At 72.8% G+C, this 21,868-nt stretch carries 20 protein-coding genes and 1 tRNA gene; 6 read left to right on the plus strand and 15 right to left on the minus strand.

Features of this window, described 5'->3' with window-relative positions; translation table 11 throughout:
• Nucleotides 1-4: 4 nt before the first annotated feature.
• Nucleotides 5-856, minus strand: coding sequence for an SDR family NAD(P)-dependent oxidoreductase (locus tag IE247_RS08515; protein ID WP_190122339.1), 852 nt, complete (start codon nucleotides 854-856; stop codon nucleotides 5-7).
• Nucleotides 853-2,010, minus strand: coding sequence for a serine hydrolase domain-containing protein (locus IE247_RS08520; RefSeq protein WP_190122544.1), 1,158 nt, complete (start codon nucleotides 2,008-2,010; stop codon nucleotides 853-855). Before IE247_RS08520 ends, IE247_RS08515 begins: the two co-directional genes overlap by 4 nt.
• A 165-nt stretch (nucleotides 2,011-2,175) precedes the next feature.
• On the opposite strand from IE247_RS08520, the gene IE247_RS08525 reads away from it, so the two are divergent.
• The gene (locus IE247_RS08525; protein WP_190122340.1) at nucleotides 2,176-2,700 is read left to right on the plus strand and encodes a GNAT family N-acetyltransferase; all 525 of its coding nucleotides are present in this window, start codon (nucleotides 2,176-2,178) and stop codon (nucleotides 2,698-2,700) included.
• A gap of 170 nt (nucleotides 2,701-2,870) precedes the next feature.
• On the opposite strand, the gene IE247_RS08530 is transcribed toward IE247_RS08525, so the two are convergent.
• From IE247_RS08530 to IE247_RS08540, 3 genes are read right to left on the minus strand one after another with little or no spacing between them, the layout of a single operon-like run.
• Entirely contained in the window at nucleotides 2,871-3,659 is a 789-nt protein-coding gene (locus tag IE247_RS08530; protein ID WP_190122341.1) for an energy-coupling factor ABC transporter ATP-binding protein, read from the minus strand.
• Entirely contained in the window at nucleotides 3,656-4,414 is a 759-nt protein-coding gene (gene cbiQ, locus IE247_RS08535; protein ID WP_190122342.1) for a cobalt ECF transporter T component CbiQ, read from the minus strand. Before cbiQ ends, IE247_RS08530 begins: the two co-directional genes overlap by 4 nt.
• A gap of 1 nt (nucleotide 4,415) precedes the next feature.
• Complete coding sequence (locus IE247_RS08540) at nucleotides 4,416-5,540, minus strand: energy-coupling factor ABC transporter permease (RefSeq protein WP_190122343.1); 1,125 nt, start codon at nucleotides 5,538-5,540, stop codon at nucleotides 4,416-4,418.
• Nucleotides 5,541-5,812: 272 nt separating this feature from the next.
• Between IE247_RS08540 and IE247_RS08545 the strand changes: the two genes are divergently transcribed.
• Entirely contained in the window at nucleotides 5,813-6,169 is a 357-nt protein-coding gene (locus IE247_RS08545) for an SsgA family sporulation/cell division regulator (protein ID WP_190122344.1), read from the plus strand.
• Nucleotides 6,170-6,325: 156 nt separating this feature from the next.
• Here IE247_RS08545 and IE247_RS08550 read toward each other — a convergent pair whose 3' ends face one another.
• A complete protein-coding gene (locus IE247_RS08550; RefSeq protein WP_190122345.1) occupies nucleotides 6,326-8,563 on the minus strand; it encodes an MMPL family transporter in 2,238 nt (745 codons plus the stop codon).
• 339 nt (nucleotides 8,564-8,902) lie between these two features.
• Nucleotides 8,903-9,475: a TetR/AcrR family transcriptional regulator gene (locus IE247_RS08555; RefSeq protein ID WP_190122346.1), complete on the minus strand. Its 573-nt coding sequence runs from the start codon at nucleotides 9,473-9,475 to the stop codon at nucleotides 8,903-8,905.
• A 205-nt stretch (nucleotides 9,476-9,680) separates the two neighbouring features.
• On the opposite strand from IE247_RS08555, the gene IE247_RS08560 reads away from it, so the two are divergent.
• Nucleotides 9,681-13,034: a S41 family peptidase gene (locus IE247_RS08560; protein WP_190122347.1), complete on the plus strand. Its 3,354-nt coding sequence runs from the start codon at nucleotides 9,681-9,683 to the stop codon at nucleotides 13,032-13,034.
• Nucleotides 13,035-13,063: 29 nt separating this feature from the next.
• Here the strand turns inward: IE247_RS08560 and IE247_RS08565 are convergent, their stop codons facing one another.
• Both IE247_RS08565 and IE247_RS08570 read right to left on the minus strand, forming a co-directional pair.
• The gene (locus IE247_RS08565; protein WP_190122348.1) at nucleotides 13,064-13,942 is read right to left on the minus strand and encodes an SDR family oxidoreductase; all 879 of its coding nucleotides are present in this window, start codon (nucleotides 13,940-13,942) and stop codon (nucleotides 13,064-13,066) included.
• Nucleotides 13,939-15,474, minus strand: a complete 1,536-nt coding sequence (locus IE247_RS08570; RefSeq protein WP_190122349.1) for a flavin-containing monooxygenase — start codon at nucleotides 15,472-15,474, stop codon at nucleotides 13,939-13,941. Before IE247_RS08570 ends, IE247_RS08565 begins: the two co-directional genes overlap by 4 nt.
• 153 nt (nucleotides 15,475-15,627) lie before the next feature.
• Between IE247_RS08570 and IE247_RS08575 the strand changes: the two genes are divergently transcribed.
• Both IE247_RS08575 and IE247_RS08580 read left to right on the plus strand, forming a co-directional pair.
• The gene (locus IE247_RS08575; RefSeq protein WP_190122545.1) at nucleotides 15,628-16,263 is read left to right on the plus strand and encodes a MerR family transcriptional regulator; all 636 of its coding nucleotides are present in this window, start codon (nucleotides 15,628-15,630) and stop codon (nucleotides 16,261-16,263) included.
• 235 nt (nucleotides 16,264-16,498) lie between these two features.
• Complete coding sequence (locus tag IE247_RS08580; protein WP_190122350.1) at nucleotides 16,499-17,293, plus strand: calcium-binding protein; 795 nt, start codon at nucleotides 16,499-16,501, stop codon at nucleotides 17,291-17,293.
• Nucleotides 17,294-17,302: 9 nt separating this feature from the next.
• Here the strand turns inward: IE247_RS08580 and IE247_RS08585 are convergent, their stop codons facing one another.
• Nucleotides 17,303-18,100: an exodeoxyribonuclease III gene (locus IE247_RS08585; RefSeq protein WP_190122351.1), complete on the minus strand. Its 798-nt coding sequence runs from the start codon at nucleotides 18,098-18,100 to the stop codon at nucleotides 17,303-17,305.
• A 63-nt stretch (nucleotides 18,101-18,163) separates the two neighbouring features.
• Between IE247_RS08585 and IE247_RS08590 the strand changes: the two genes are divergently transcribed.
• On the plus strand, nucleotides 18,164-18,649 hold the full coding sequence (locus IE247_RS08590) for a GNAT family N-acetyltransferase (protein ID WP_190122352.1): 486 nt from the start codon (nucleotides 18,164-18,166) through the stop codon (nucleotides 18,647-18,649).
• A gap of 133 nt (nucleotides 18,650-18,782) precedes the next feature.
• Here the strand turns inward: IE247_RS08590 and IE247_RS08595 are convergent.
• The 5 genes from IE247_RS08595 to moaC all read right to left on the minus strand — a co-directional run bounded on the left by IE247_RS08595 (nucleotide 18,783) and on the right by moaC (nucleotide 21,839).
• Nucleotides 18,783-18,856: transfer RNA gene (locus IE247_RS08595), tRNA-Ala, on the minus strand.
• Between the two features lie 93 nt (nucleotides 18,857-18,949).
• The gene (sepX, locus tag IE247_RS08600; RefSeq protein WP_190122353.1) at nucleotides 18,950-20,065 is read right to left on the minus strand and encodes a divisome protein SepX/GlpR; all 1,116 of its coding nucleotides are present in this window, start codon (nucleotides 20,063-20,065) and stop codon (nucleotides 18,950-18,952) included.
• A gap of 117 nt (nucleotides 20,066-20,182) precedes the next feature.
• A complete protein-coding gene (locus IE247_RS08605; protein WP_190122354.1) occupies nucleotides 20,183-20,797 on the minus strand; it encodes a GNAT family N-acetyltransferase in 615 nt (204 codons plus the stop codon).
• Nucleotides 20,798-20,811: 14 nt separating this feature from the next.
• Nucleotides 20,812-21,363, minus strand: a complete 552-nt coding sequence (locus tag IE247_RS08610; protein ID WP_190122355.1) for a MogA/MoaB family molybdenum cofactor biosynthesis protein — start codon at nucleotides 21,361-21,363, stop codon at nucleotides 20,812-20,814.
• Nucleotides 21,360-21,839, minus strand: coding sequence for a cyclic pyranopterin monophosphate synthase MoaC (gene moaC / locus IE247_RS08615; RefSeq protein ID WP_190122356.1), 480 nt, complete (start codon nucleotides 21,837-21,839; stop codon nucleotides 21,360-21,362). The genes IE247_RS08610 and moaC overlap by 4 nt, the downstream gene beginning before the upstream one ends.
• Between the last annotated feature and the right edge of the window lie 29 nt (nucleotides 21,840-21,868).

Raw genomic sequence — 21,868 nt, forward strand, 5'->3', positions numbered from 1 at the left:
AGGGCTACCCGGCTGCCGGGTCCGGGTCCGGGCCCGCGTCCGGGCCCGGGTCCGGGTCCGGGCCCGGGTCCGCGTCCGCGTCCGCGAGGATGTCGCGGAAGGCCATGTTCACGGCGGTGATGCCGCCGTCGACGCGGAGGGTGGTGCCGGTGATCCAGGAGGCGTCGCGGGAGGCGAGGAAGGCGACCGCGGAGGCGATGTCCTCGGGTTCGCCGACGCGGCCGAGGGGGTAGAGGCGGCGGCCCAGCTCGGCGAGGCCCTTGGAGTCGTCGGCCCAGGCGCGGGTGCGGACGGTGCCGGGGTTGATCTGGTTGACGCGGACGCCTCGGGGGCCCGCGTGGCCCGCGAGGGTGCGGGTGAGGGAGGCCAGGCCGGCCTTGGCGGCGCTGTAGGAGTGGCCGTCGAAGTCGATCTCGGCGTTGACGGAGCCGATGTTGACGATCGCGCCCCGGCCGGAGGCGACCAGGTGGGGCAGCGCGGCGCGGGCGCAGCGGAACGCGCCGGTCAGGGAGATGTCGAGGTCGCGCTGCCAGGTGTCGTCGGGCTCGTCCTCGAAGAGCGGGGCGTCGGTGGCGCAGGCGAAGGCGTTGTTGACGAGGACGTCCAGGGTGCCGAAGTGCTCGACGGCGTACGCCACCGCGGCCTCGACCTGGTCCCGGTCGGCGACGTCGCAGCGGATGGAGTCGGCGCCGGGTATGGATCCGGCGGTCTTCGCGGCCTCCTCCTCGTCCAGGTCGCTGATCAGTACGCGTGCCCCTTCCTCGGCCAGTCTCCGTGCGGTGGCCGCGCCGATCCCCCTGGCCGCGCCCGTGATCAGTACCCCGTACCCCTCAAAACGCCTCAACGGTTCAGTCATAGCGCTGAACGTACAGCGCGAATCAGGGCCTGAGCACGGGGATCAGCGGTAACTCCTTTCCGCAGACCGTTGGTTACATAGCCGAGCGCGACCCCCGACTCGGGGTCGGCGAGGCCGAGGGAGCCGCCGCGGCCGGGGTGGCCGAAGGAGCCGGGGCCGAGCAGGGGGGCCGCCGCGCCGTGGAGCATGAAGCCGAGGCCGTAGCGGGTGGGCACGATGAGGACGCGGTCGGGGCCCGCGGACTCCTCGGTGCGGGCGAGGGTGAGGGTGGCCGGGGCGAAGAGCCGTCGGCCGCCGTCGACGTCGCCGATGGTGGCCGCGTAGAAGCGGGCGAGGGCGCGGGCGGTGGAGATGCCGCCGGAGGCGGGGAGTTCGGCGGCGCGGTAGCCGGGGTCGTTCTCGTCCGGGAGCGGGTCGATCGCGCCGAAGGCGCGGCGGGTGAGCGAGTCGGGGTCCAGGTAGGCCGCGGAGACCGCGCGCTTGGGGCGCAGGGTGAGTCCGGGGGCGGTGGGCGGCTCCTCGACCGGTCCGATGCGGCCGACCCGGTGGGCCTCCTCCGCGGGCAGCCCGATCCAGAAGTCCAGCCCGAGCGGGCGGGCGATCTCCTCGGCGACCCAGCGGCCCACGGTGCGGCCGGTGACACGGCGGATCAGTTCGGCGACGAGCCAGCTGTAGGTCTGCGCGTGATAGCCGTGATCGGTCCCCGGCTCCCAGGCGGGGCGCTGCGCGGCGAGCGCCGCCGGGCCGCTCCTCGCGTCGATCGCCTCGGCGGGGGTGAGCGGCCGGTCCAGCACGGGCAGGCCCGCGCGGTGCGAGAGGAGATGGCGCACCAGCACCCGTTCCTTGCCCGCCGCCTTGAACTCCGGCCAGTACGTGCCCACCGGCGCGTCCAGGTCGATCTGCCCCCGCTGGTGGAGCAGCAGCACCACGGCGGCGGCGACGCCCTTGGTGACGGAGCGGACCACCTGCGCGGTGTCCACCGCCCAGGGTTCCTCGCCGTCGACATCGCGGGTACCGGCCCACAGATCGGCCACCTTGACCCCGTGCCGGTAGACGGCGACGGCCGCCCCCCGTTCGCCGCGCTCCTCGAAGTTGCGGACGAACGCGTCGCGTACCGCCTCGAAGCCCTCCGCCACCGTGCCCTGGACGTCCACTGTGTCCACTCTCCCGCTCCGTCGACCTCTCCCATGGTGCAACGGCGCGGATCGGCGCTCGCTTCCGGGGCCGGGCGAGGGATGACGGAAACCCGTTTGAGCCGGAAATCGGCCCGTGTTACTACTTCCGGGTCATTGCCTGAGCGAGCGCACGGAGAAAAGAACATGATGCGGGGAGAGCTGGTGGGGCTGCGCGCCCTGGAGCCGTCGGACGCCGAGGCCCTGTGGCGCTGGAACCACGACCCCGAGGTCATGCGCTGGATGGACGACGGCCACCCCCAGTCCCTCGCCCGCACCCTCGCCTCCCTTCAGGAGCGCCCCCGCAACTCCTACGGCGACGTCCTCCTCGGCGTCGAGGCCTCCGAGGACGGCCGGCTCATCGGCCTGGTCCGCCTCCGCGACGCCGAGCCGGAGACCGGCTGCGCCGAGCTGGACGTCTATCTGGGCGAGAAGGAGTACTGGGGGCGCGGCTTCGCCACCGACGCCCTGCGCAGGGTCTGCCGCTACGGCTTCGAGGACATGCGGCTGCACAAGATCTCGCTCACCGTCGTCGTCGAGAACCACGCCGCGCGCCGGGTGTACGACAAGGTCGGCTTCGTGGAGGAGGGGCGGCTGCGCTCGGTCTTCCGCCGCGACGGCCGCTGGTACGACCAGTACACGATGGGGCTGCTGGAGGGCGAGCTGCGCTAGGGAGTGTCTTCAAAGTGGCGTCGTCCGCCCGTAGGGAGGGTCTGGCGGGGTCTGGTGCGTGCGATCGCAAGGCGGAGGAGGGAGTCGACGCGGAGCGTCGGCGACCGACGACAACGCCGCGAGCGTGCGTGCCAGGGCACGACAGGCAGACGAGACTTTGAAGACACGACCTAGGACCCGCCCGCCCGGCGGCCCGGGGCGGCCGGGACCGAGCGCGGGTCGAAGCCGTAGGAGAGTTCCAGGCGGTGGGCGCGCATGAGGGTCTCGTCGGCGAGGAGTCGGGCGGTGGGGCCGTCGGCGGCGATCACGCCCCGGCTGAGGATGGCGGCGCGGGGGCAGAGCTCCAGGGCGTAGGGCAGATCGTGGGTGACCATGAGCACGGTGATGTCCAGTGCGCGGACGATGTCGGCGAGTTCGCGCCGGGAGGCGGGGTCGAGGTTGGAGGAGGGCTCGTCGAGTACGAGGATCTCGGGCTCGGTGGCGAGGACGGTGGCGACGGCGACGCGGCGGCGCTGGCCGAAGGAGAGGTGGTGCGGCGGGCGCTCGGCGTACTCGCTCATGCCGACGCGGTCGAGGGCGCGGGTGACGCGGGTGCGGAGTTCCTCGCCGCGCAGACCGGCCGAGGCGGGGCCGAAGGCGACGTCCTCGCGGACGGTGGGCATGAAGAGCTGGTCGTCGGGGTCCTGGAAGACGATGCCGACGGTCCGTCTGATCTCGGCGAGGTTCTCGCGGGCCATCGGGAGCCCGGCGACGGTGACGGTTCCCGCGCCGCCCGCGAGGATGCCGTTGAGATGGAGTACGAGGGTGGTCTTGCCCGCGCCGTTGGGGCCGAGGAGGGCGACCCGTTCGCCGGGCTGGACGGTGAGGTCGACGCCGAAGAGGGCCTGGCGTCCGTCGGGGTAGGCGTAGGCGAGGCCCCGGACGTCGAGCGAGGGGACGGCGGTGCGGGCGGCGGTCACAGGGTCACTCCCAGGAGGCAGACGGTGAACGCGGCGGCGGGGAGGACGGCCGCGTACGCCCACTGGGTACGGGTGGCGGCGGGGTGGTCGAGCGCGGGCGGGGATCCGGTGTACCCCCGGCTGGCCATGGCGAGGTGCACCCGCTCACCGCGTTCGTAGGACCGGATGAAGAGCGCGCCGGCCGTTTTGGCGAGGACGCCCCACTGGCGTACGCCCCGGGCCTCGAAGCCGCGCGATCCGCGGGCGACGGACATCCGGCGCAGCTCGTCGGTGACGACCTCGCCGTAGCGGAGCATGAAGGAGGCGATCTGCGTCAGTTGCGCGGGGAGCCCCAGCCGCTGGAGGCCGAGGAGCAGGGCGCGCGGTTCGGTGGTGGCGGCGAGGAGCAGGGAGGCGGTGACGCCGAGGGTGGCTTTGGCGAGGATGTTCCACGCGCCCCAGAGGCCGGGGACGCTGAGCGGGAGGCCGAGGACGGTGGTGTGCTCCCCGGGGACGACGAAGGGGAGCAGCAGCGCGAAGGCCGTGAAGGGGACCCCGATGAGCAGCCGGCGGGCCAGGAGGCCCGGCGGGACGCGGGCGAGGGCGGCGACGGCGGCGAGGAGCAGCGCGTACAGGCCGAAGGCCCAGAGGGCGGTGCGCGGGGTGCAGGCGACGGCGAGGACGAAGCAGAGGACGGCGACGAGCTTGCAGTGAGCGGGGAGGGTGTGGACCGGCGAGTGGCCGGGGCGGTGGTGGGAGCGGTGGGCGCCGCCCATGTCAGGGGGTCTCCGGCGCACGGGCGGGCCGCCGTCGGCGGTGTCGGCGTCGGCGTCGGTTGCGGGTGGTGAGGTGGAAGAGCCCGATGCCGAGGGCGGCGGTCGCGCCGACGCCGATGACTCCGGCGAGTCCGACGGAGAGCCGGGGGTCGGTGAGGTCCGCGACGCCGTAGTCGGCGAGCGGCGAGCCGGCGGCGGGGTGGTCGCGGACCTTGGCGTCGATGCCGTGGTCGGCGGCGACCTTCTCCAGGCCGTCGGGGCTGGCGGAGGCGTAGAAGGAGACTCCCCCGGCGAGGACGAGGGCGGCGGCCAGGCCCGCGAGCCGGACCCGGCGCGAGGAGACGGCGGAGGAGGAGGCAGAGGAGGAGGCGGACGCGGCGGGGCCGGGAGCGGTGACCGTCGTCGCGTCGACCAGCCGCCCGCCGACGCGGAGCTTGAGCGCGGGGGCGAGTCCCCGCGCTCCGTGGACCAGGTCGGGCCGTACCGCGAGGACCGCGCCGACGGTGAGCGCGGTGATGACGGCCTCGCCGACGCCGATGAGGGTGTGGACGCCCGTCATCGCGGCGAGCACGGTGCCGGTGGGTACGTCGGTGGTGCCGCCGACGGCGTGGAGCAGGGTGAAGGCGGCGGCGGACGCGGGTACGGAGATCAGCGCGGCGGCGAAGGAGGCGGCGGTGACCGAGCGCCGGGCGCGCGGCAGCACGGCGAGCAGGGCGCGGAAGACCCCGTACGCCACGGCGACGGTGACCACGCCCATGAGGACGATGTTGACGCCGAGCGCGGTGAGGCCGCCGTCGGCGAAGAGGAGGCTCTGTGTCAGCAGGACGACGGAGACGCAGAGGACGCCGGTGAAGGGGCCGACGAGGATCGCGGCGAGCGCGCCGCCCAGCAGATGGCCGCTGGTGCCCGCGGCGACGGGGAAGTTCAGCATCTGGGTGGCGAAGACGAAGGCGGCGAGGAGCCCGGCGAGCGGGGCGGTGCTCTCGGGGTGGGGGCCGAGGGCGGTGGCGGGGCCCGCGGCCGACTCCCGGCGGGCTCCTCGGAGGCTGATCGCGAGGGCCGCGGCGGCCGTGGCTCCCGCCGCGAGGGACACGGGTGCGTTGATGAATCCGTCGGGCACATGCATGGCGCGCTCCGCATCGGACAGACGAGGACTGCGGCGAGGACTGCGGAAAGAACTGCGGCGAGGACTGCGACGAGGACTGCTCGGCCGTGCACTGCCCGGCCGGTCACTGCCGTCGATAGTGGGCCTGTTGCACATCGCTCGCAAGAGCGGACCGGTCACAGAAAGGGGTCGAACGAAGGATCGAACATCCCGTCGAACACCATGCGGAATCGATGCTTCACGTAAAATATGGGACATTAGAGGGCAAATAAGACGAGTGTGAGGAGCGATCGATGCCCGCCGCCGCCGTCGAAGATCTCGCCTGGGGCCGGATAGTCACCGACGCTCCCCAGGAGCGTCCCGTGCGCGTCGCCCTCTGCTACGAACCGTCCGAGGACCCCGCAGCGGTCCGGTTCTCCTTCCCGGGCGGGCGTGACGTCCCCCGTGACTGGACCTTCCCGCGCGAGCTGCTGGAGAGCGGGCTGCGCTCCCCCGTGCGCGAGGGCGATGTGGAGGTCTGGCCCTGCGGCCGGGTCCAGGCGGTGGTGGAGCTGCACACCGCGGACGGGGTCTCGGTGGTGCAGTTCGACACCAGCGCGCTCAACAGATTCCTGCGCCACACCTACGCGGCGGCGACCCCGGCGCGCTGAGCGGCGTACGCCGGGCGCCCGCCCGGCCCGCCCGAATACGGCGGTGGCCGCACCCCCCGCCTGGAGGAGTGCGGCCACCGTCGTATCCGTATCCCGTATCCGTATCCGTATCCGTATCCGTATCCGCGCACGGCGGACCGGCGGGATCCCGAAGGGTCAGACGCGAGCCAGCTCGCGATCGTCGTCAGGACCGCCCGGAGCGTGGGCGAGCTGCTTCTGGAGCTGCTCGCCCTCCACGTCCACATTGGGCAGCGCCCGGTCGAGCCAGCGCGGCAGCCACCACGCCTTGTGACCGAGGAGCGCCAGCACCGCGGGCACGATGGCCATCCGGACCACGAAGGCATCGAAGATCACCGCGATCGCGAGACCGAAGCCGATCATCGTGACCATCTGCTCGCCGGAGCCGATGAAGCCCGCGAAGACACCCACCATGATCGCCGCAGCGGCGGTGACGACCCGCGCGCCGTGCTTGAAGCCGGTCACCACGGCCTCGCCGGGGCGCTCGCCGTGGACGTACGCCTCGCGCATGCGGGTGACGAGGAAGACCTCGTAGTCCATGGCCAGACCGAAGACGACACCCACCATGAAGATCGGCATCATCGACATGATCGGACCGGGCTGCTCCACATTGAACAGCTCGCCGAGCCAGCCCCACTGGAAGACCGCGACGACCGCGCCCAGCGCCGCGAGGACGGAGAGCAGGAAGCCGAGGGCCGCCTTCAGCGGAACCAGGATGGAGCGGAAGACCAGCACCAGCAGCAGGAAGGCGAGGCCGACGACCAGCGCCAGATAGGGCACCAGCGCGTCGTTCATCTTCTGCGAGAAGTCGATGTTCAGCGCCGTGGTGCCGGTGACCAGGACCTTCGCACCGGTGTCGGAGGTGATGTCCTTGCCGGAGTCACGGATGTCGTGCACCAGGTTCTCGGTCTTCACCGAGGAGGGGCGGTCCTTGGGGACCACGGTGACGAGACCGGTGTCGCCGGCCTCGTTCAGCGGGGCGGGGATGACCACGGCCACCCCGTCGAGCTTGCCGATCCGCTCGGCGACCTCGTCGACCGCGGCCTTGGGGTTCTCGCTCTTCTTGGCGTCGACCACCAGGGTCAGCGGACCGTTGAAGCCGGGGCCGAAGCCGTCGGAGAGCAGGTCGTACGCCTTGCGGGGGCTGGAGGAGGGGGCCGAGGAGCCCTCGTCGGGCAGACCGAGCTGGAGCGAGCCGACCGGGACGGCGGCGATGCCGAGGCCCACCACGCCGACGAGCAGCACGGCGATCGGGCGGCGCAGGACGAAGCGGGCCCAGCGGGTGCCCATGTTGGGCTTGCCGGAGACCGGCTCGGGGCTCTGGTGGCCGGAGAGCTTGGCCTCCTTGCGGGCCTTGCGGACCTTGCGGCCCAGCACCTTCTCGCCCGCGAAGCCCAGCAGCGCCGGGATCAGGGTGATCGCGATGATGACGGCGATGACCACCGTGCCGGCCGCGGCGAAGCCCATCTTGCTGAGCATCGGGATGTTCACGACGGCCAGGCCGACCAGGGCGATGACCACGGTCAGACCGGCGAAGACCACCGCGGAGCCCGCGGTGCCGGTGGCCCGGCCCGCCGCCTCCTCGCGGGAGTGGCCCTCCAGCAGCTCCGCGCGGTAGCGGGAGACGATGAAGAGCGCGTAGTCGATGCCGACCGCGAGACCGATCATCATCGCCAGGGTGCCGGTGGTGGTGCCCAGGTCGAAGACGTTGGCCAGCGCGGTGATCGAGGAGATGCCGATGCCGACGCCGATGATGGCGGTGAGCAGCGGAAGACCGGCCGCGATCAGCGAGCCGAAGGTGATGGCCAGCACGATCGCCGCGATGACGATGCCGATGACCTCGGCGGAGGACGGGTCGACCTCCGCCGCGGCGGCGTCACCGCCGATCTCCACGGTCAGCCCCGTGTCCCGGGCCTTCTCACCGGTCTTCGTCAGCGCGTCACGCGTCTCGTCGGTCAGCTCCATGCCGCTGACCTTGTAGCTGACGGAGACGTACGCCGTGCCCGCGTCCTTGGAGACCGCGCCCGCGGTGTACGGGTCGGCGACGGAGGCGATCTGGTCGGAGCCCGCCTTCAGATCGGCGACGACCTTGTTGACCTCGGTCTTGTTGGCCGGGTCGGTCATCTTCTGACCGTCGGGGGCCTTGAAGACGATCCTGGCGGTCGCGCCGTCGGCGCTGGCCCCCGGGAACCGCTCTTCCAGGACGTCGAAGGCCTGCTGGGACTCGGTGCCCGGGAGGGCGAACCCCGGGTCCTTGGGGGTGGAGGCGCTGGAGGCGGCGACACCCGCGAGCACCAGCAGCGCCACCCATATCAGGGCGACGAACCGGCGTCTGCGGAAGGCGAACCGGCCGAGTTTGTAGAGGAACGTGGCCACGAGGGCTTACTCCCGTTATTGAAGACGGAACAGGACATGGGGAGTCGGCCCGACGGACGAGAGCAGCGCGCGTCAGGTACGGGGTGGTGCGGTGAGCGGGGTGGGGAGAGGCTCTGGGGAGAGCCGGGGCTCGGAAAAGGGCTCGGGGGAACCCGCGGGCCCGCTGGGGAAGGGGGCCCGAAGTCTCAGGGAGAACAGGGAAAGCAGGAGAAGCGGGGGAACAGAAGGGGCGGGGCTCAGGGCTCGGGTGGGGGGTTCACGGAGACTCAGCGGTGCGGGGAGGGCCGACAGCGGGGGCAGCCGCCCACTCCTCGGCCGCCGGGAGTACGGTGACGCATATCAGGCCTCCAGCGCCGGAAGGACGACGGCGTCCACATACTGGCGGAGGAACTCGATGTCCGGCGGCCGGACGTCGACCACCTCCCGGGCGAAGAACACACCGAGCAGCATGTGCGGCAGGAAATCCTTCGCGGGGTTGTCCTCACGGATCTCCCCCCGCTCGACCGCCCGCCGCACCACGGTCTGAAGCTCGCCCGAGTCGGGCTCGACGAGCTGCTCCCGCAGCGCGCGGTGGAGATCCGGATGGGTGTGGATGGCCTGGAACAGCCCGCGCAGCAGCGCGGTGTCCCGCGCCATCTCGGCGTCGTCGCCCCGGCAGACCATCGCGTGGAAGTCACCGCGCAGCGAGCCCGTGTCGACCTCGCTGCTGTTGTGCGGGGACAGCTCGCGCAGCGCCTTCGCCACCAGCTCGGGCTTGCCGCCCCACTGACGGTAGAGGGTGGCCTTGCTGGAGCGGGTACGGGCGGCGATCGCGTCCATCGTCAGGGCGTCGTACCCCACTTCGCGCAGCAGATCGAGGACGGCGCCAAAAAGCTCGCCCTCGCGCTCCGGCGTCAGCCGGCTGCGGGTCATGGCGGGCCTCCCCTCACCGATCGAATGATCAACCGAACGAAACGGTTTCGTACACTTAGGAATTTACTCCACCGCTCATCGAAACGAAAACGTTTCGCTTGTGTCCTCGGTCACGCCCCGGCGGCACCGGGGGTCGCCCCCGGCCTCCGCCGCCGGAGTCGCCGCCGGAGTTGCCGCCGCCCCGGAGCGCGGAAAGCATTGGGGGGTGAGCGACGACGTGGCGTATCTCCGCTTCCCGCATCTCCACGGCGATCTGCTGTGCTTCGCCGCCGAGGACGATCTCTGGGTGGCGCCGCTGGTCCCCGAGGGCCACCGGCCGGGCCGGGCCTGGCGGCTCACCGTCGACCGGACCCGGGTCGGACACCCCCGCTTCTCGCCGGACGGCGGGAGCATCGCGTACACGAACTGGCGCAGCCTCGACCCGGAGATCCATCTCGTCCCGGTGGCGGGCGGCGCCGCCCGGCGGCTCAGCTACTGGGGGTCGGCCGACACCCGGGTCTGCGGCTGGACCCCCGACGGCCAGGTGCTCGCCGTCTCCTCGCACGGCCAGCCCTTCTCGTACTTCTCCTGGGCCTACAGCGTCCCCACCGACGGCTCCCCCGGCGGACAGCTCCCCTGGGGTCCCGTCTCGGACATCGCCGTCGCCGACGACCCCGGCGGCGAGCGGCGCACCCTGCTGCTCACCGGGAAGCCGCCGCACGAGCCCGCCTTCTGGAAGCGTTACCGGGGCGGCGCGACCGGGCGGCTCTGGCTGCACGGGCGGCGGCTGCTGGCCGAGCTGGACGGGCATCTGGAGTGCCCGATGTTCGTCGGCGGCCGGATCGCCTTCCTCTCCGACCACGAGGGCATCGGAAATCTCTACTCCTGTCTGCCGGACGGTTCCGGGCTGAGACGTCATACCGACCATGACGCTTTTTATGCCCGCCATGCCTCCACGGACGGCCGGCGGGTCGTCTACCAGTGCGCGGGCGAGCTGTGGATCGCCGGGGAGCTGACCGATCCCGCCTCGGTCCCGCGCAGGCTGGAAGTGCGGCTCGGCGGGCCGCGCACCGGCCGGCGCGTCCATCAGGTGCCCGCCGCCAGCCATGTGGACGCGGTCTCGGTGGACACCACCGGCCGGGCGAGCGCCGTCTCCGTGCGCGGCAGTCTGTACTGGCTCACCCACCGCGACGGCCCGGCGCGCACCATCGCGGACACCCCGGGGGTACGGGTGCGGCTGCCGGTGATGCTCGGCGCGGGCGGGCAGGTGGCGTATGTGACGGACGCGGAGGGCGAGGACGCGGTCGAGATCGCCTATCTGCCCCGGGCCAGCGGCGACCGGGAGCCGAGACGCCCGGCGGCCGGGCCGCTGGGCCGGGTGCAGGAGATGGTGTCGGACCCGGCGGGGGAGGTCCTGGCGATCGCCTCGCACGACGGGCGGCTGCTGCTGCTGGACGCGCGGGAGGCGGAAGAGCCGGAAGAGCCGGAAGACACCGACACGGGTACGGGGGCGGGGGCGGGGACGGGGGCGGGGGCGGGGACGGGTACGGCGGGCGGCGGCGGTCTGGTCGAGCTGGCCCGGTCCGACAACGGCCCGGTGCGCGATCTGGCCTTCTCCCCCGACGGCTCCTGGCTGGCCTGGTCCCAGCCCGGCGTCGGCCGTTCGCTGCGGCAGATCAAGCTGGCCCGGATCGCGGACCGGACCGTCGTCGACCTCACCGACGGCCGCTTCGAGGACGAGAATCCGGTCTTCACCGGCGACGGCCGCTATCTCGCCTTCCTCTCCTGGCGGGGCTTCGACCCGGTGTACGACGTCCACACCGGGGATCTGTCCTTCCCGCTGGGCTGCCGCCCCTATCTCGTACCCCTGTCCTCGGCGACCCCCTCGCCCTTCGCGCTCTCGCCGGACGGACGGCCCGCGGCGGGCGGGCTCGATCCGCTGGAGGAGTCCGACGCCCCGCAGTCCGAGGGCGCGGCACCGCCGCTGATGGTCGAGATGGAGGGGCTGGAGAGCCGGGTGACGCCGTTCCCGGTGGCGGCGTCCAAGTATTCGGCGATGTGCCCGGTGAGCGGCGGCGGGCTGGTCTGGCTGCGCTGGCCGATCTCCGGCGCGCTCGGGGAGACCTTCGCCAATCCGGCGGACATGTCCGGGCGGCCCACCCTGGAGCACTTCGACATCTCCAAGGCGCGGCGCACCGAACTCGTCGGCGATCTCGACTGGTTCGCGGTGAGCGGGGACGGCACCCGGCTGGTGGTGGTCGACGAGGACGAGCTGAGCGCGGTCCCGGCGACCGAGCCCGCCGACGGGGACTCGACAGTGCTGCTGGATCTGCGGCGGATCCTGCACGAGGTGGACCCGGCGTCCGAGTGGCGTCAGGCGTACGCCGAGGCGGGCCGGCTGATCCGGGCCTACTTCTGGGACCCGGGGCTGAGCGGCGTCGACTGGGACGCGGTGCTCGACCAGTACCGGCCGCTGGTGGAGCGAGTGGCCTCGCCGGACGAGTTCGCCGATCTGCTCCGCGAGGTGCTGGGCGAGCTGGGCACCTCGCACGCCTATGTCTCCCCGGCGCGCCGGAACGAGGGGCCGCCGCACTACCAGCGGCCGATGGGGCTGCTGGGCGCCAATCTGATCTGCCGGGACGGGAACTGGCTGGTGAAAAGGATTCTTCCCGGCGAGTCCTCCGACTCCAAGGCGCGCTCCCCGCTGGCCGGGGCCGGGATCCGCGAGGGCGCGGCGATCACCCATGTGGACGGCCGCCCGGTCGACCCGGTCGCGGGCCCCTTCCCGATGCTGTCGGCTGCCGGCGGCACCACGGTCGAGCTGACCTTCCGGCCCGCCGAGGGCGGCCCCGGCTCCCGGCGGGTCGCGGTGGTCCCGCTGGTGGACGAGCGCCCGCTGCGGTACCAGGACTGGGTGGCGAAACGCCGTGCGGTGGTCCGCAGACTGAGCGGCGGGGCCTGCGGCTATCTCCACATCCCGGATCTGGGCGGCTCCGGCTGGGCGCAGTTCAACCGCGATCTGCGGCTGGAGGTCTCCCGTCCGGCGCTGATCGTGGATGTACGGGGGAACGCGGGCGGCCACATCAGCGAGCTGGTGGTGGAGAAGCTGAGCCGGAGGATCCTCGGCTGGGATCTGACCCGGGACGCCCAGCCGGTCTCGTACGCCTCCAACGCGCCGCGCGGGCCGGTGATCGCGCTGGCCGATGAGGCGACCTCGTCGGACGGTGACATGATCACGGCGGCGTTCAAGCTGCTGGGCCTCGGGCCCGTGGTGGGCTGCCGGACCTGGGGCGGGGTGGTGGGGATGACGGGACGGCACCAGCTGGGCGACGGCACGGTGATCACCGTGCCCATGAACGCGGCCTGGTTCGACGCCTACGGCTGGTCGGTCGAGAACCATGGCGTCGAACCGGATCTGCCCGCACTGCGGACCCCCCTGGACTGGGCGGAGGGCCGCCACGCGGGCCTGGACGACGCGGTCCGCCTCGCGCTGGAGATGCTCGCCGAACGCCCGGCGGCGAGCCCGCCGGGCTACGACGCCGTACCGGACCGCCGGCGGCCCGTCCTCCCGCCGCGCTGAGGGACCGGCCGCCCCTCAGCGCGGCGGGATCACCCGGGCCCGCGCGCCGCCTCGTCCGCCGCGCCGCCCGCGCCGACGAGGCGCTGGGAGACGCCCGCGACCCGGGGGCCGAGGCGGGTCATCTCCCGTCGGCCCGCCGCCGCGACCAGCGGCGGCAGCAGCCCCCGTACCGCCTGGGTGGAGCGCAGCCAGCGCTGCCCGTACACCTGCGCGGAGCGGCGCTCGATCCCCGCCACGATCCGGTCGACGGCGGGGCCCGCCGGATAGGTGCGGTTCGCGGGCCAGGGCAGCCGCCCGCGTGTCTCGCGCATCACCTCGTCCCGGTCGGCCCCGCGCACCATGTCGGTGTCCGTCCAGGACAGATAGGCCACCCCGACCCGTACGCCCCGGTGGGCGACCTCGGCGCGCAGGCTGTGGGCGAAGGCCTCGACCCCGGACTTGGAAGCGCAGTACGCGCTCATCAGCGGCGCGGGGACGATCGCCGCCAGCGAGGCGATCTGGAGGAAGTACCCCCGGCTCTCGGTCAGCACCGGCAGAAACGCCCGTCCGGTGATCGCGCTTCCGATCAGATTGACCTCGATCACCCGCCGCCAGGAGGCCGGGTCGGAGTCGGCGAAGGGGCCGCCGGACGCCACCCCGGCGTTGGCGACGACGATGTCGGCCTTGCCGAAGCGCGCCTTGACCTCGGACGCCACCCGGGCCATCGCCTCGTGATCGGTCACATCCGCCTGCCACCAGTCGTTCTCGGTGTAGAGCCGGCCGCCGACCCGCTTCAGCTCCTCGGGCTCCAGGCCCACCAGCGCCACCCGGGCCCCGCGCGCGGAGAGCTTGCGGGCGAGGAGTTCGCCGACCCCTCGGGCCGCGCCGGTGACCACAGCGACCTGTCCGTCGAGCCGGTGCCGCCTCATACGGTCTCCTCCACCGAAGCCGCCGTCGCCGTCGCCGTCGCCGTCGCCCGCGCGCGCAGCACGTCGTACTCCGCGAGGTCGACCCGCCGGGTGACCCGGCGGAACTCGGCGGTCGTCCCCGGCCAGGTCGTGGTGTTGCGGCCGCTCGCGTCGAGGTACCAGCTGGCGCAGCCGCCGGTGTTCCAGACGGTCCGCCGCATCCGCTGCTGGACCTCTCGGTTCCACGCCTCGACGGCGGCCGGGCGGGCGGCGAGCGCGGTGCGCCCGCCGAGGGTGTTCAGCTGGCGCAGATAGTCGGCCAGATAGTTCAGCTGGGACTCGATCATGAGGATCATCGAGGAGTTCCCCAGAGCGGTGTTGGGGCCGATGATCGTCATCCAGTTGGGGAAACCGGCGGCGGTCGCGCCGCGCAGCGCGCGCATGCCGTCCTTCCAGGACTCCGCGAGGGTGATCCCGTCCGCGCCGACGACGCGCTCGGCGATCGGCGTGTCGGTGATCCGGAACCCGGTGCCGAAGATGATCACATCCGCCTCGGTCTCGGTCCCGTCGGCGGCGATCAGCGTCGAGCCCCTGACCTCGGCGAGCCCGGACGCCACGATCTCCACATTGGGCCGGACGACGGCCGGGTAGTAGTCGCTGGAGAGCAGGATCCGCTTGCAGCCGATGCGGTACGAGGGCGTCAGCGCGGCCCGCAGCGCCGGGTCCTTCACCGACTTGGCGAGATGGGCCCGGGCCATGGCCTCCACCGGACCGAGCCGGCCGGGCCGCTTGGTGAAGGCGGAGACCTGGAGCTCACGCAGCGCCCAGAGCGCTCCGCGCCGTACGGACGCGGTGAACGGCAGCAGGCGGTGCAGCCCGCGCTCGGCCTCGGTGATCCGCCGGTCCCTCTTGGGCAGCACCCACGGCGGGGTCCGCTGGAAGAGCGTCAGCCGCGCCGCCTCCGGCTGGATCCTGGGCACGATCTGGATCGCGGACGCCCCGGTGCCGATCATCGCGACGCGCTTGCCGCGCAGCTCACGGCCGTCGCCCCAGCGGGCGGTGTGGAAGACCTCGCCGGGGAAGGAGTCGAGCCCGGGGATCTCGGGGATCTTCGGGTCGGAGAGCGGGCCGGTGGCGGAGACCACCACATCGGCCGTGTAGTCGCCCTCGCTGGTCTCGATCGTCCAGCGCAGCTCGTCCTTGTCCCAGGTCATCTTCTGTACGTCGTGGCCCAGCCGCAGATGCGGGCGGAGCCCGAAGACGTCCACGACATGCTCCAGATAGGCGCGGATGTGCCGCTGCCCGGAGAAGGTGCGGGGCCAGTCGGGGTTGGGGGCGAAGGAGAACGAGTAGAGATGCGAGGGCACGTCGCAGGCGCACCCCGGATAGCTGTTGTCGCGCCAGGTGCCGCCGACGGAGTCGGCGCGCTCCAGGACGACGAAGTCGGTGATGCCCTCGCGGCGGAGCCGGACGGCGGCCCCGAGACCGCCGAAGCCGGATCCGACGACCGCGACCCTCACATGCTGTTGGTGCTCCTGTTCCCGCCGGCTCATGCCGCCTCCCACCGAAAGCCACCACTCTGCCAGCGATCACTGGCACAGTTGGGAGCGTAGAGCAGCGGGCTACCGTGCGGTAGGGGCAGGACACGCCAAGTTACTGGCGGTACAACATAGGCTTCGCCCGTGGCAGAGGGACGCGAGTACCGCATGGAGGAGCTGGCCGACAAGGCCGGCATCACGGTGCGCACCCTGCGCTTCTACCGTGAGCGGGGACTGCTTCCGCCGCCCCGGCGCGAGGGCCGGATCGCCTGGTACGACGATCATCATCTGGCCCGGCTGCGCACGGTCTCCGCCCTGCTGGAGCGCGGGCACACCCTGAACGGCATCGCCGATCTGGCGACCGTGTTCGAGAGCGGCCGGGACGCCGCCGAGCTGCTGGGCCTCCGTCCCGGCGGGCCGACGGAGGAGGTCCCGGTCCGGCTCACCCCCGAGGAGCTGGCCGACCGCTTCGCGGGGGAGGCCACCCCGGAGAATCTGGCGACCGCGCTGGAGCTGGGCTATCTCGCCCCGGACGGCGACGAGATCGTGCACATCAGCCGCCGGCTGCTGGACGTCTCCACCGCGCTGGTCCGCGAGGGGGTGCCGCTCTCGGCCGTACTGGAGGCGGCCCGCCGGGTGCGCGTCCACGCCGACGCGCTGGCCGAGCTGTTCACCGAGGTTCTCGGCGCGCACGCGCCGGAGGCGGGCGCGGCCGGCCGGCTCCGCCCGCTGGCGAAGAGCGTGGTGGAGGCGGAGCTGTCGATGGCCCTGGACCGCAGGCTCCGGCCGGACGGTCCCGCCTGAACCCGGCCTGAACCCGGTCTGAACCCGGTCTGAACCCCGTCCGATCCCCGTCCGATCCCCGTCCGATCCCCGTCCGGTCCCACCGGCCTCACGGGTGCGCACCCGAAGCACCGGTTTGGTCTAGACCAAGTTGGGTACGCTTCCGTCGCGGAGTGCCCCTTTGGCATGCCCATGCCTATATCCGTACTCAGTGCCAGGTTGACCCATCGATCACCCCACATCGAGACGAGGTCCCATGAACCGACACGAAGCCACCGCCCGCGCGGTCGCCGTGACCCTGCTCGCCACCGGTCTCACCGCCGGTCTCGCCGCCGCCCCGGTGGCCGCCGCTTCCGGAGCCTCCGGGACTTCCGGGGCGCTGTCCCGCGTAGGCGCCGACTGGGCGGCTCAGTCGATCCTCTTCACCGACGCCTCGGGACAGGTCAACGACCTCCATGTCATCCCCATGGACACCGGCTCCGGCATCCGGCGGATCGGCTTCCGCGACGCGGTCCCGCTCGAACCCGGCGAGCACTGTTCGTACCTCGAACCCGGCAACCAGACCTTCGTCGTCTGCGAACTGCCCACCGGGGCCTCCCGGCCGGACCGGATCGACGTCCTCCTCGGCGAGGGCGACGACACGATCGTCACCAGCGACCCCGCGGTCTCCACCGTCCGCGGCGGCCCCGGGAACGACACCCTGCACGCCCACAGCGCGCACACCGTGCGGGGCGACGCCGGGGACGACATGGTCATGGGCCACTCGGTCCTGGACGGCGGCGACGGCACGGACCATCTGATGGGCGACGACAGCGCCCAGCGGCTGTGGGGCGGCCGGGGCCACGACATGATCGAGGCGTACGGCGGAGCGGACCTCATCCACGCCGGTCCTGGCGACGACCACGCCATGGGCGGCGACGGCCGCGACATCATCCTCGGCGGCGGCGGGAACGACACCCTGCACGGCGAGGGCGGCGACGACCTGCTCGACGGCGGGCCCGGGAAGGACACCCTCGAAGGCGGCCCGGGCCGCGACATCATCCGCCGGTAGGCGAGGCCCTCAGGGGCCGTAGACCACCGTCACGGGCGCGTGGTCGCTCCACCGCTCCTCATGGGTCGCCGCCCGCTCGACCGATGCCTTGAGCACGCGCGCGGCCAGCCCCGGCGAGGCCATCTGGTAGTCGATCCGCCAGCCCGAGTCATTGTCGAAGGCCCGGCCCCGATAGGACCACCAGCTGTACGGACCCTCCTGGTCCGGGTGGAGCGCCCGCACCACGTCCACGTACTCCGCCTCTTCGAGCACGCGCGAGAGCCACGCGCGCTCCTCGGGCAGGAAGCCCGCGTTCTTCTTGTTGGCGCGCCAGTTCTTCAGGTCCGCCTCATGGTGGGCGATGTTCCAGTCGCCGCAGACGACGACCTCCCGGCCGGCCGCCGCCGAGCGCTCCCGCAGCTCGCGCAGATACGGCAGGAACTCGTCCATGAAGCGGTACTTCTCGTCCTGGCGCTCGGTGCCCACCTCGCCGGAGGGCAGATAGAGGCTGGCGACGGTGACACCGGGCAGATCGGCCTCGATGTACCGCCCGCTCCCGTCGAACTCGGCCGAGCCGAATCCGATCCGCACCTCGTCCGGCTCCCGCCGGGTGTAGAGCGAGACCCCCGCCCGCCCCTTCGCCGCCGCCGGAGCGTGCGCCGTGAACCACCCCTCGGGCCGCCGCACCCCCTCCGTGAGCTGCTCCGGCTCGGCCCGCACCTCCTGGAGGCAGACGACCTCGGCGGCCGTCCCGGCGAGCCACTCCACAAAGCCCTTCTTCGCGGCGGCGCGGAGACCATTCACATTCACGGAAGTCACGGTGAGCATCCCGGCACGATACCCAGGACCGACGCGAAGACCCACATTTCCGGTACCCGTACGATCGATCGCATGGATGTACGACCCACTCCGTTCGACCACCCCGACGCCGTCAAGCTCAGCGACCAGGTACTGCTCGAATACATCGAGCGGTACGGGGACGGGGAGGGCGACGAGACCCCCCTGAGCCCCTCGATGTTCGCTCCCCCCAGCGGGCTGTATCTCATCGCCTACGACGACGGGGACCACCCGGTGGCGACCGGCGGCTGGCGCGCCATGGACGAGAACGAAGAGGGCTACTCGGACGGCGACGCCGAGCTGAAGCGCATGTACGTCATCCCCGAGGCCCGCGGCCTCGGCCTCGCCCGCCGCATCCTCACCGCCCTCGAACAGGACGCCCGCGCGGCCGGCCGCAGCCGCATGGTGCTGGAGACCGGGGACCAGCAGCCGGAGGCGATCGCCCTCTACACCTCCACCGGCTACCTCCCCGCCCCGAGGAAGTTCGGCCACTACCGCGACCACGAGAGCAGCCGCTGCTTCGTCAAGCCCCTGATCTGACCGCGCCCGCCGGGCCCCGAGGGGCCCGGCCGTCGTGCGCTCCGGACCCGAAACGACGGAATCCCGCCCGATCTTGACGATCGGACGGGATTCCGTCAGCGATTCCGGGGCGAACCCTGGAACCGTTGCGTTGTGGACCTGTGGGGATTTGAACCCCAGACCCCCTCGATGCGAACGAGGTGCGCTACCAGACTGCGCCACAGGCCCTTGCAACGAGTGAAACTCTAGCACCCTCCCCGGGGTGGTTGGAAATCCGCTCCCCCGCTGGTCACGACCCGTCCCCGGCGGCCGGACGGCGGGTCACTCGTTGGCGGCGCGGGGGCGGTCGTCGCCGTCGGCGTACTGATCGAAGAGGGGGGTGCGGCCACGGTCGCGGGCGGTGCGGCGGGGCTGTGGGGTGCGCCGGGGATGGGCGGGCGGGTCGGCGGGGTCGGGGTGGGCGGCGGTGGGGTCGGCCGTGGAGGAGCGGGCCGAGCTCCAGGTCTCCGGGTCGTTCATGTCGACGCCGCCCGTGGCGCGGGGGGCGACCGGGGCGGTGACATAGGTCGGCAGCGGGACCGGGACCGGCTCCCAGCTGTCGCCCGTGGCCGGGCCGCGGTCGCGCTGCTGGTCGACCCACTCGGCGTGGTCGGTCTGCTCGACCAGCGCCCGGCGGTCCGCCGCCTGCGGGGAGAGCTTGGCCGGCGCGGGCTCGGGGCCCGCCTCGGGCTCGGAGGCCGAGGGGTCGGCGGGACCGGCGGGCGGGGCCTGGTGACGGCGCGGGCGGTTCTCCCGCAGCCGCTGGGCCGCCTGCTCGGCGCGGCGGCGGTCCATGACCACCACGAAGCGGCGGCGCTCCTGGCCGCGCAGATGCACGATGTACACGCTCAGCAGGACGGCGGGAAGCGCGGGAGCCCAGAGGAAACCGAGGCCGCCGACGGCCGCCACGACCGAGCCGAGGGTGAAGGCCAGGAAGAGCAGGATGGTCGTACGCCGACGGCGGGCCAGCACCTTGCCGCGCCGGGCCCGCTCGGTGGCCGCGCCGTCACCGGGGGCGGGACGGCGGCCCCGGGGGGCCCTGGCCTGCGGGGCCGGGGCCTGAACCGGGGCTTGGACCTGGGGCTGGGGCGGGGCCTGCGCGGCCGGCCGGACATCGGTCCGGGGCGCGGCGAAGCCCCGGACGTCCACGGTACTCAGCCGGTCCGTGGCGGCGTCCGGGTCGGCGTCGGGACCGGGCTGCTCCCCGGCGCGCTCGCGCAACTCCTTGGCGTACCGGCGCTCCATCGCCCCGCGTCCGGACAACAGCCGGATGGCGGTGGAGAAGCGCTCTGTCGGACGAGCCTCGTTCAACTCGTCCTGCCTGCGGAGCCACATCGGCACCAGGTAGGCGGCCCAGGCCCCGACGATGACTGCGTAGATGAGGCCGCTGCTGCTCACGGTCACACCGTAGAGGGATTCCGGCGGCAGGATCCGCCAATTGGCCCGGTGTGTCGCGCGATCCCGCTAATATCACTGACTTTTTTTCTGATTGTTCCGATCAGAGTATGGTCAGGATCACTCTCGGTCGGGGTGCGTCGCCCGTGGGCCCACCCGCTGCCAGCGGCGGAGCAGCCCGTCGGGGACCTCCTCGGCGGTCAGCGCGAAGACCAGATGGTCGCGCCACGCGCCGTCGATGTGCAGATATCGGGGGCGCAGACCCTCCTCGCGGAAGCCGAGTTTCTCGACCACCCGGCGGCTGGGCCCGTTCTCCGGGCGGATGCAGACCTCCATCCGGTGCAGCCCGACCGAGTGGAAGCAGTGGTCGACGGCGAGCGCGACGGCCGTGGGCATCACGCCGCGGCCCGCGACCTCGCGGTCGACCCAGTAGCCGACATGGCCCGAGCACATGGAGCCCCAGGTGATGCCGGCCACGGTCAGCTGGCCCACCAGCCGTCCCCGGTACTCGATGACGAAGGGCAGCATCCGGCCCGCGTTGGCCTCGGCGCGCAGATGACGGACCATCTGGCGGTAGGTGGGCCTGCGGGAGGCCGGGACACCCGGGACGGGCGGCGGGACCGTCGCCTCCCAGGGGCGCAGCCAGTCGCGGTTGCGGCGGTTGACCTCGCGCCAGGCGCTCTGGTCGCGCAGCTTTATCGGACGGAGGACGATCTCGCCGTCCGTCAGCACCACCGGCCAGGGCGCGTTCAGCTCGGGCTCCCGGCGGCTCGTGGCGGGCCGCCGCCGGGGTGGCCCTGGTCCGTGTGGCCGCCGTGGGCGGCATGGTCGCCGCCGTGGATCTGGTCGATCGCGTGGAGCAGCAGCGGTTCGAGGACGGCCAGGCCGTCCCGTACCCCGCCGGTGGAGCCGGGGAGATTGACGATCAGGGTGTGACCGGCGATTCCGGCCAGGCCCCGGGAGAGGGCGGCGGCCGGGAGCTTGGTCAGGCCGTGGGCGCGGATCGCCTCGGGGATGCCGGGGATCTCGCGGTCCAGTACGGCGCGGGTCGCCTCGGGGGTGCGGTCGGTGGGCGAGAGGCCGGTGCCGCCGGTGGTGACGATCAGGTCGTAGCCCGCGCTCACGCCCGTACGCAGGGCCTGTTCGACGGGGTCCCCGTCGGGGACGACCCGGGGCCCGTCGACGGTGAGGCCGAGGGCGGTCAGGCCCTGGGCGATGATCGGGCCGCCCCGGTCCTCGTAGACCCCGGCGGAGGCCCGGTTGGAGGCGGTGATCACCAGCGCGCGGCGGGCGGTGGTCATGCGCAGCTCCAGTCCCCGGACCGGCCGCCCGATTTGGCCTCGACGCGGACGTCGGTGATGACGGCGGTCCTGTCGACCGCCTTCACCATGTCCACGAGGGTGAGCGCGGCGACCGAGACGGCGGTGAGGGCCTCCATCTCGACCCCCGTGCGGTCGGTGGTGCGTACCGTGGCGGCGATCTCCACCGCGTCGTCGGCGACCGTGAGGTCGACCGTGACGCCGGAGACCGCCAGCGGATGGCAGAGCGGAATCAGCTCGGGGGTTCGCTTGGCCCCCATGATCCCGGCGATCCGGGCGGTGGCGAGCGCGTCGCCCTTGGGGACGCCGTCGCCGCGCAGCAGCTCCACCGCCCGGGGGGAGAGCAGGACCCGGCCGGTGGCCCGGGCGGTGCGTGCGGTGACGTCCTTCTCGGAGACGTCCACCATGCGGGCCGCCCCCGCATCGTCGATGTGCGTCAGCCTGCCGTCGGTGCTCATGTCTTGGTCGCCGCTCCCGGTCCGGGCAT

Source organism: Streptomyces inusitatus (genome assembly GCF_014651115.1).
In the GTDB taxonomy this organism is placed as follows: domain Bacteria; phylum Actinomycetota; class Actinomycetes; order Streptomycetales; family Streptomycetaceae; genus Streptomyces; species Streptomyces amakusaensis.

Excerpts from the sequence above, each read along its gene's own strand:
- IE247_RS08610 (WP_190122355.1), bottom strand. The coding sequence starts at position 21,363 with ATGACCACCGCCCGCCGCGCGCTGGTGATCACCGCCTCCAACCGGGCC.
- cbiQ (WP_190122342.1), bottom strand. The coding sequence starts at position 4,414 with ATGGGCGGCGCCCACCGCTCCCACCACCGCCCCGGCCACTCGCCGGTC.
- IE247_RS08540 (WP_190122343.1), bottom strand. The coding sequence starts at position 5,540 with ATGCATGTGCCCGACGGATTCATCAACGCACCCGTGTCCCTCGCGGCG.
- IE247_RS08570 (WP_190122349.1), bottom strand. The coding sequence starts at position 15,474 with ATGAGCCGGCGGGAACAGGAGCACCAACAGCATGTGAGGGTCGCGGTC.
- IE247_RS08525 (WP_190122340.1), top strand. The coding sequence starts at position 2,176 with ATGATGCGGGGAGAGCTGGTGGGGCTGCGCGCCCTGGAGCCGTCGGAC.
- IE247_RS08545 (WP_190122344.1), top strand. The coding sequence starts at position 5,813 with ATGCCCGCCGCCGCCGTCGAAGATCTCGCCTGGGGCCGGATAGTCACC.
- IE247_RS08515 (WP_190122339.1), bottom strand. The coding sequence starts at position 856 with ATGACTGAACCGTTGAGGCGTTTTGAGGGGTACGGGGTACTGATCACG.
- IE247_RS08590 (WP_190122352.1), top strand. The coding sequence starts at position 18,164 with ATGGATGTACGACCCACTCCGTTCGACCACCCCGACGCCGTCAAGCTC.
- IE247_RS08575 (WP_190122545.1), top strand. The coding sequence starts at position 15,628 with ATGGAGGAGCTGGCCGACAAGGCCGGCATCACGGTGCGCACCCTGCGC.
- IE247_RS08580 (WP_190122350.1), top strand. The coding sequence starts at position 16,499 with ATGAACCGACACGAAGCCACCGCCCGCGCGGTCGCCGTGACCCTGCTC.
- IE247_RS08585 (WP_190122351.1), bottom strand. The coding sequence starts at position 18,100 with ATGCTCACCGTGACTTCCGTGAATGTGAATGGTCTCCGCGCCGCCGCG.
- IE247_RS08555 (WP_190122346.1), bottom strand. The coding sequence starts at position 9,475 with ATGACCCGCAGCCGGCTGACGCCGGAGCGCGAGGGCGAGCTTTTTGGC.
- moaC (WP_190122356.1), bottom strand. The coding sequence starts at position 21,839 with ATGAGCACCGACGGCAGGCTGACGCACATCGACGATGCGGGGGCGGCC.
- IE247_RS08565 (WP_190122348.1), bottom strand. The coding sequence starts at position 13,942 with ATGAGGCGGCACCGGCTCGACGGACAGGTCGCTGTGGTCACCGGCGCG.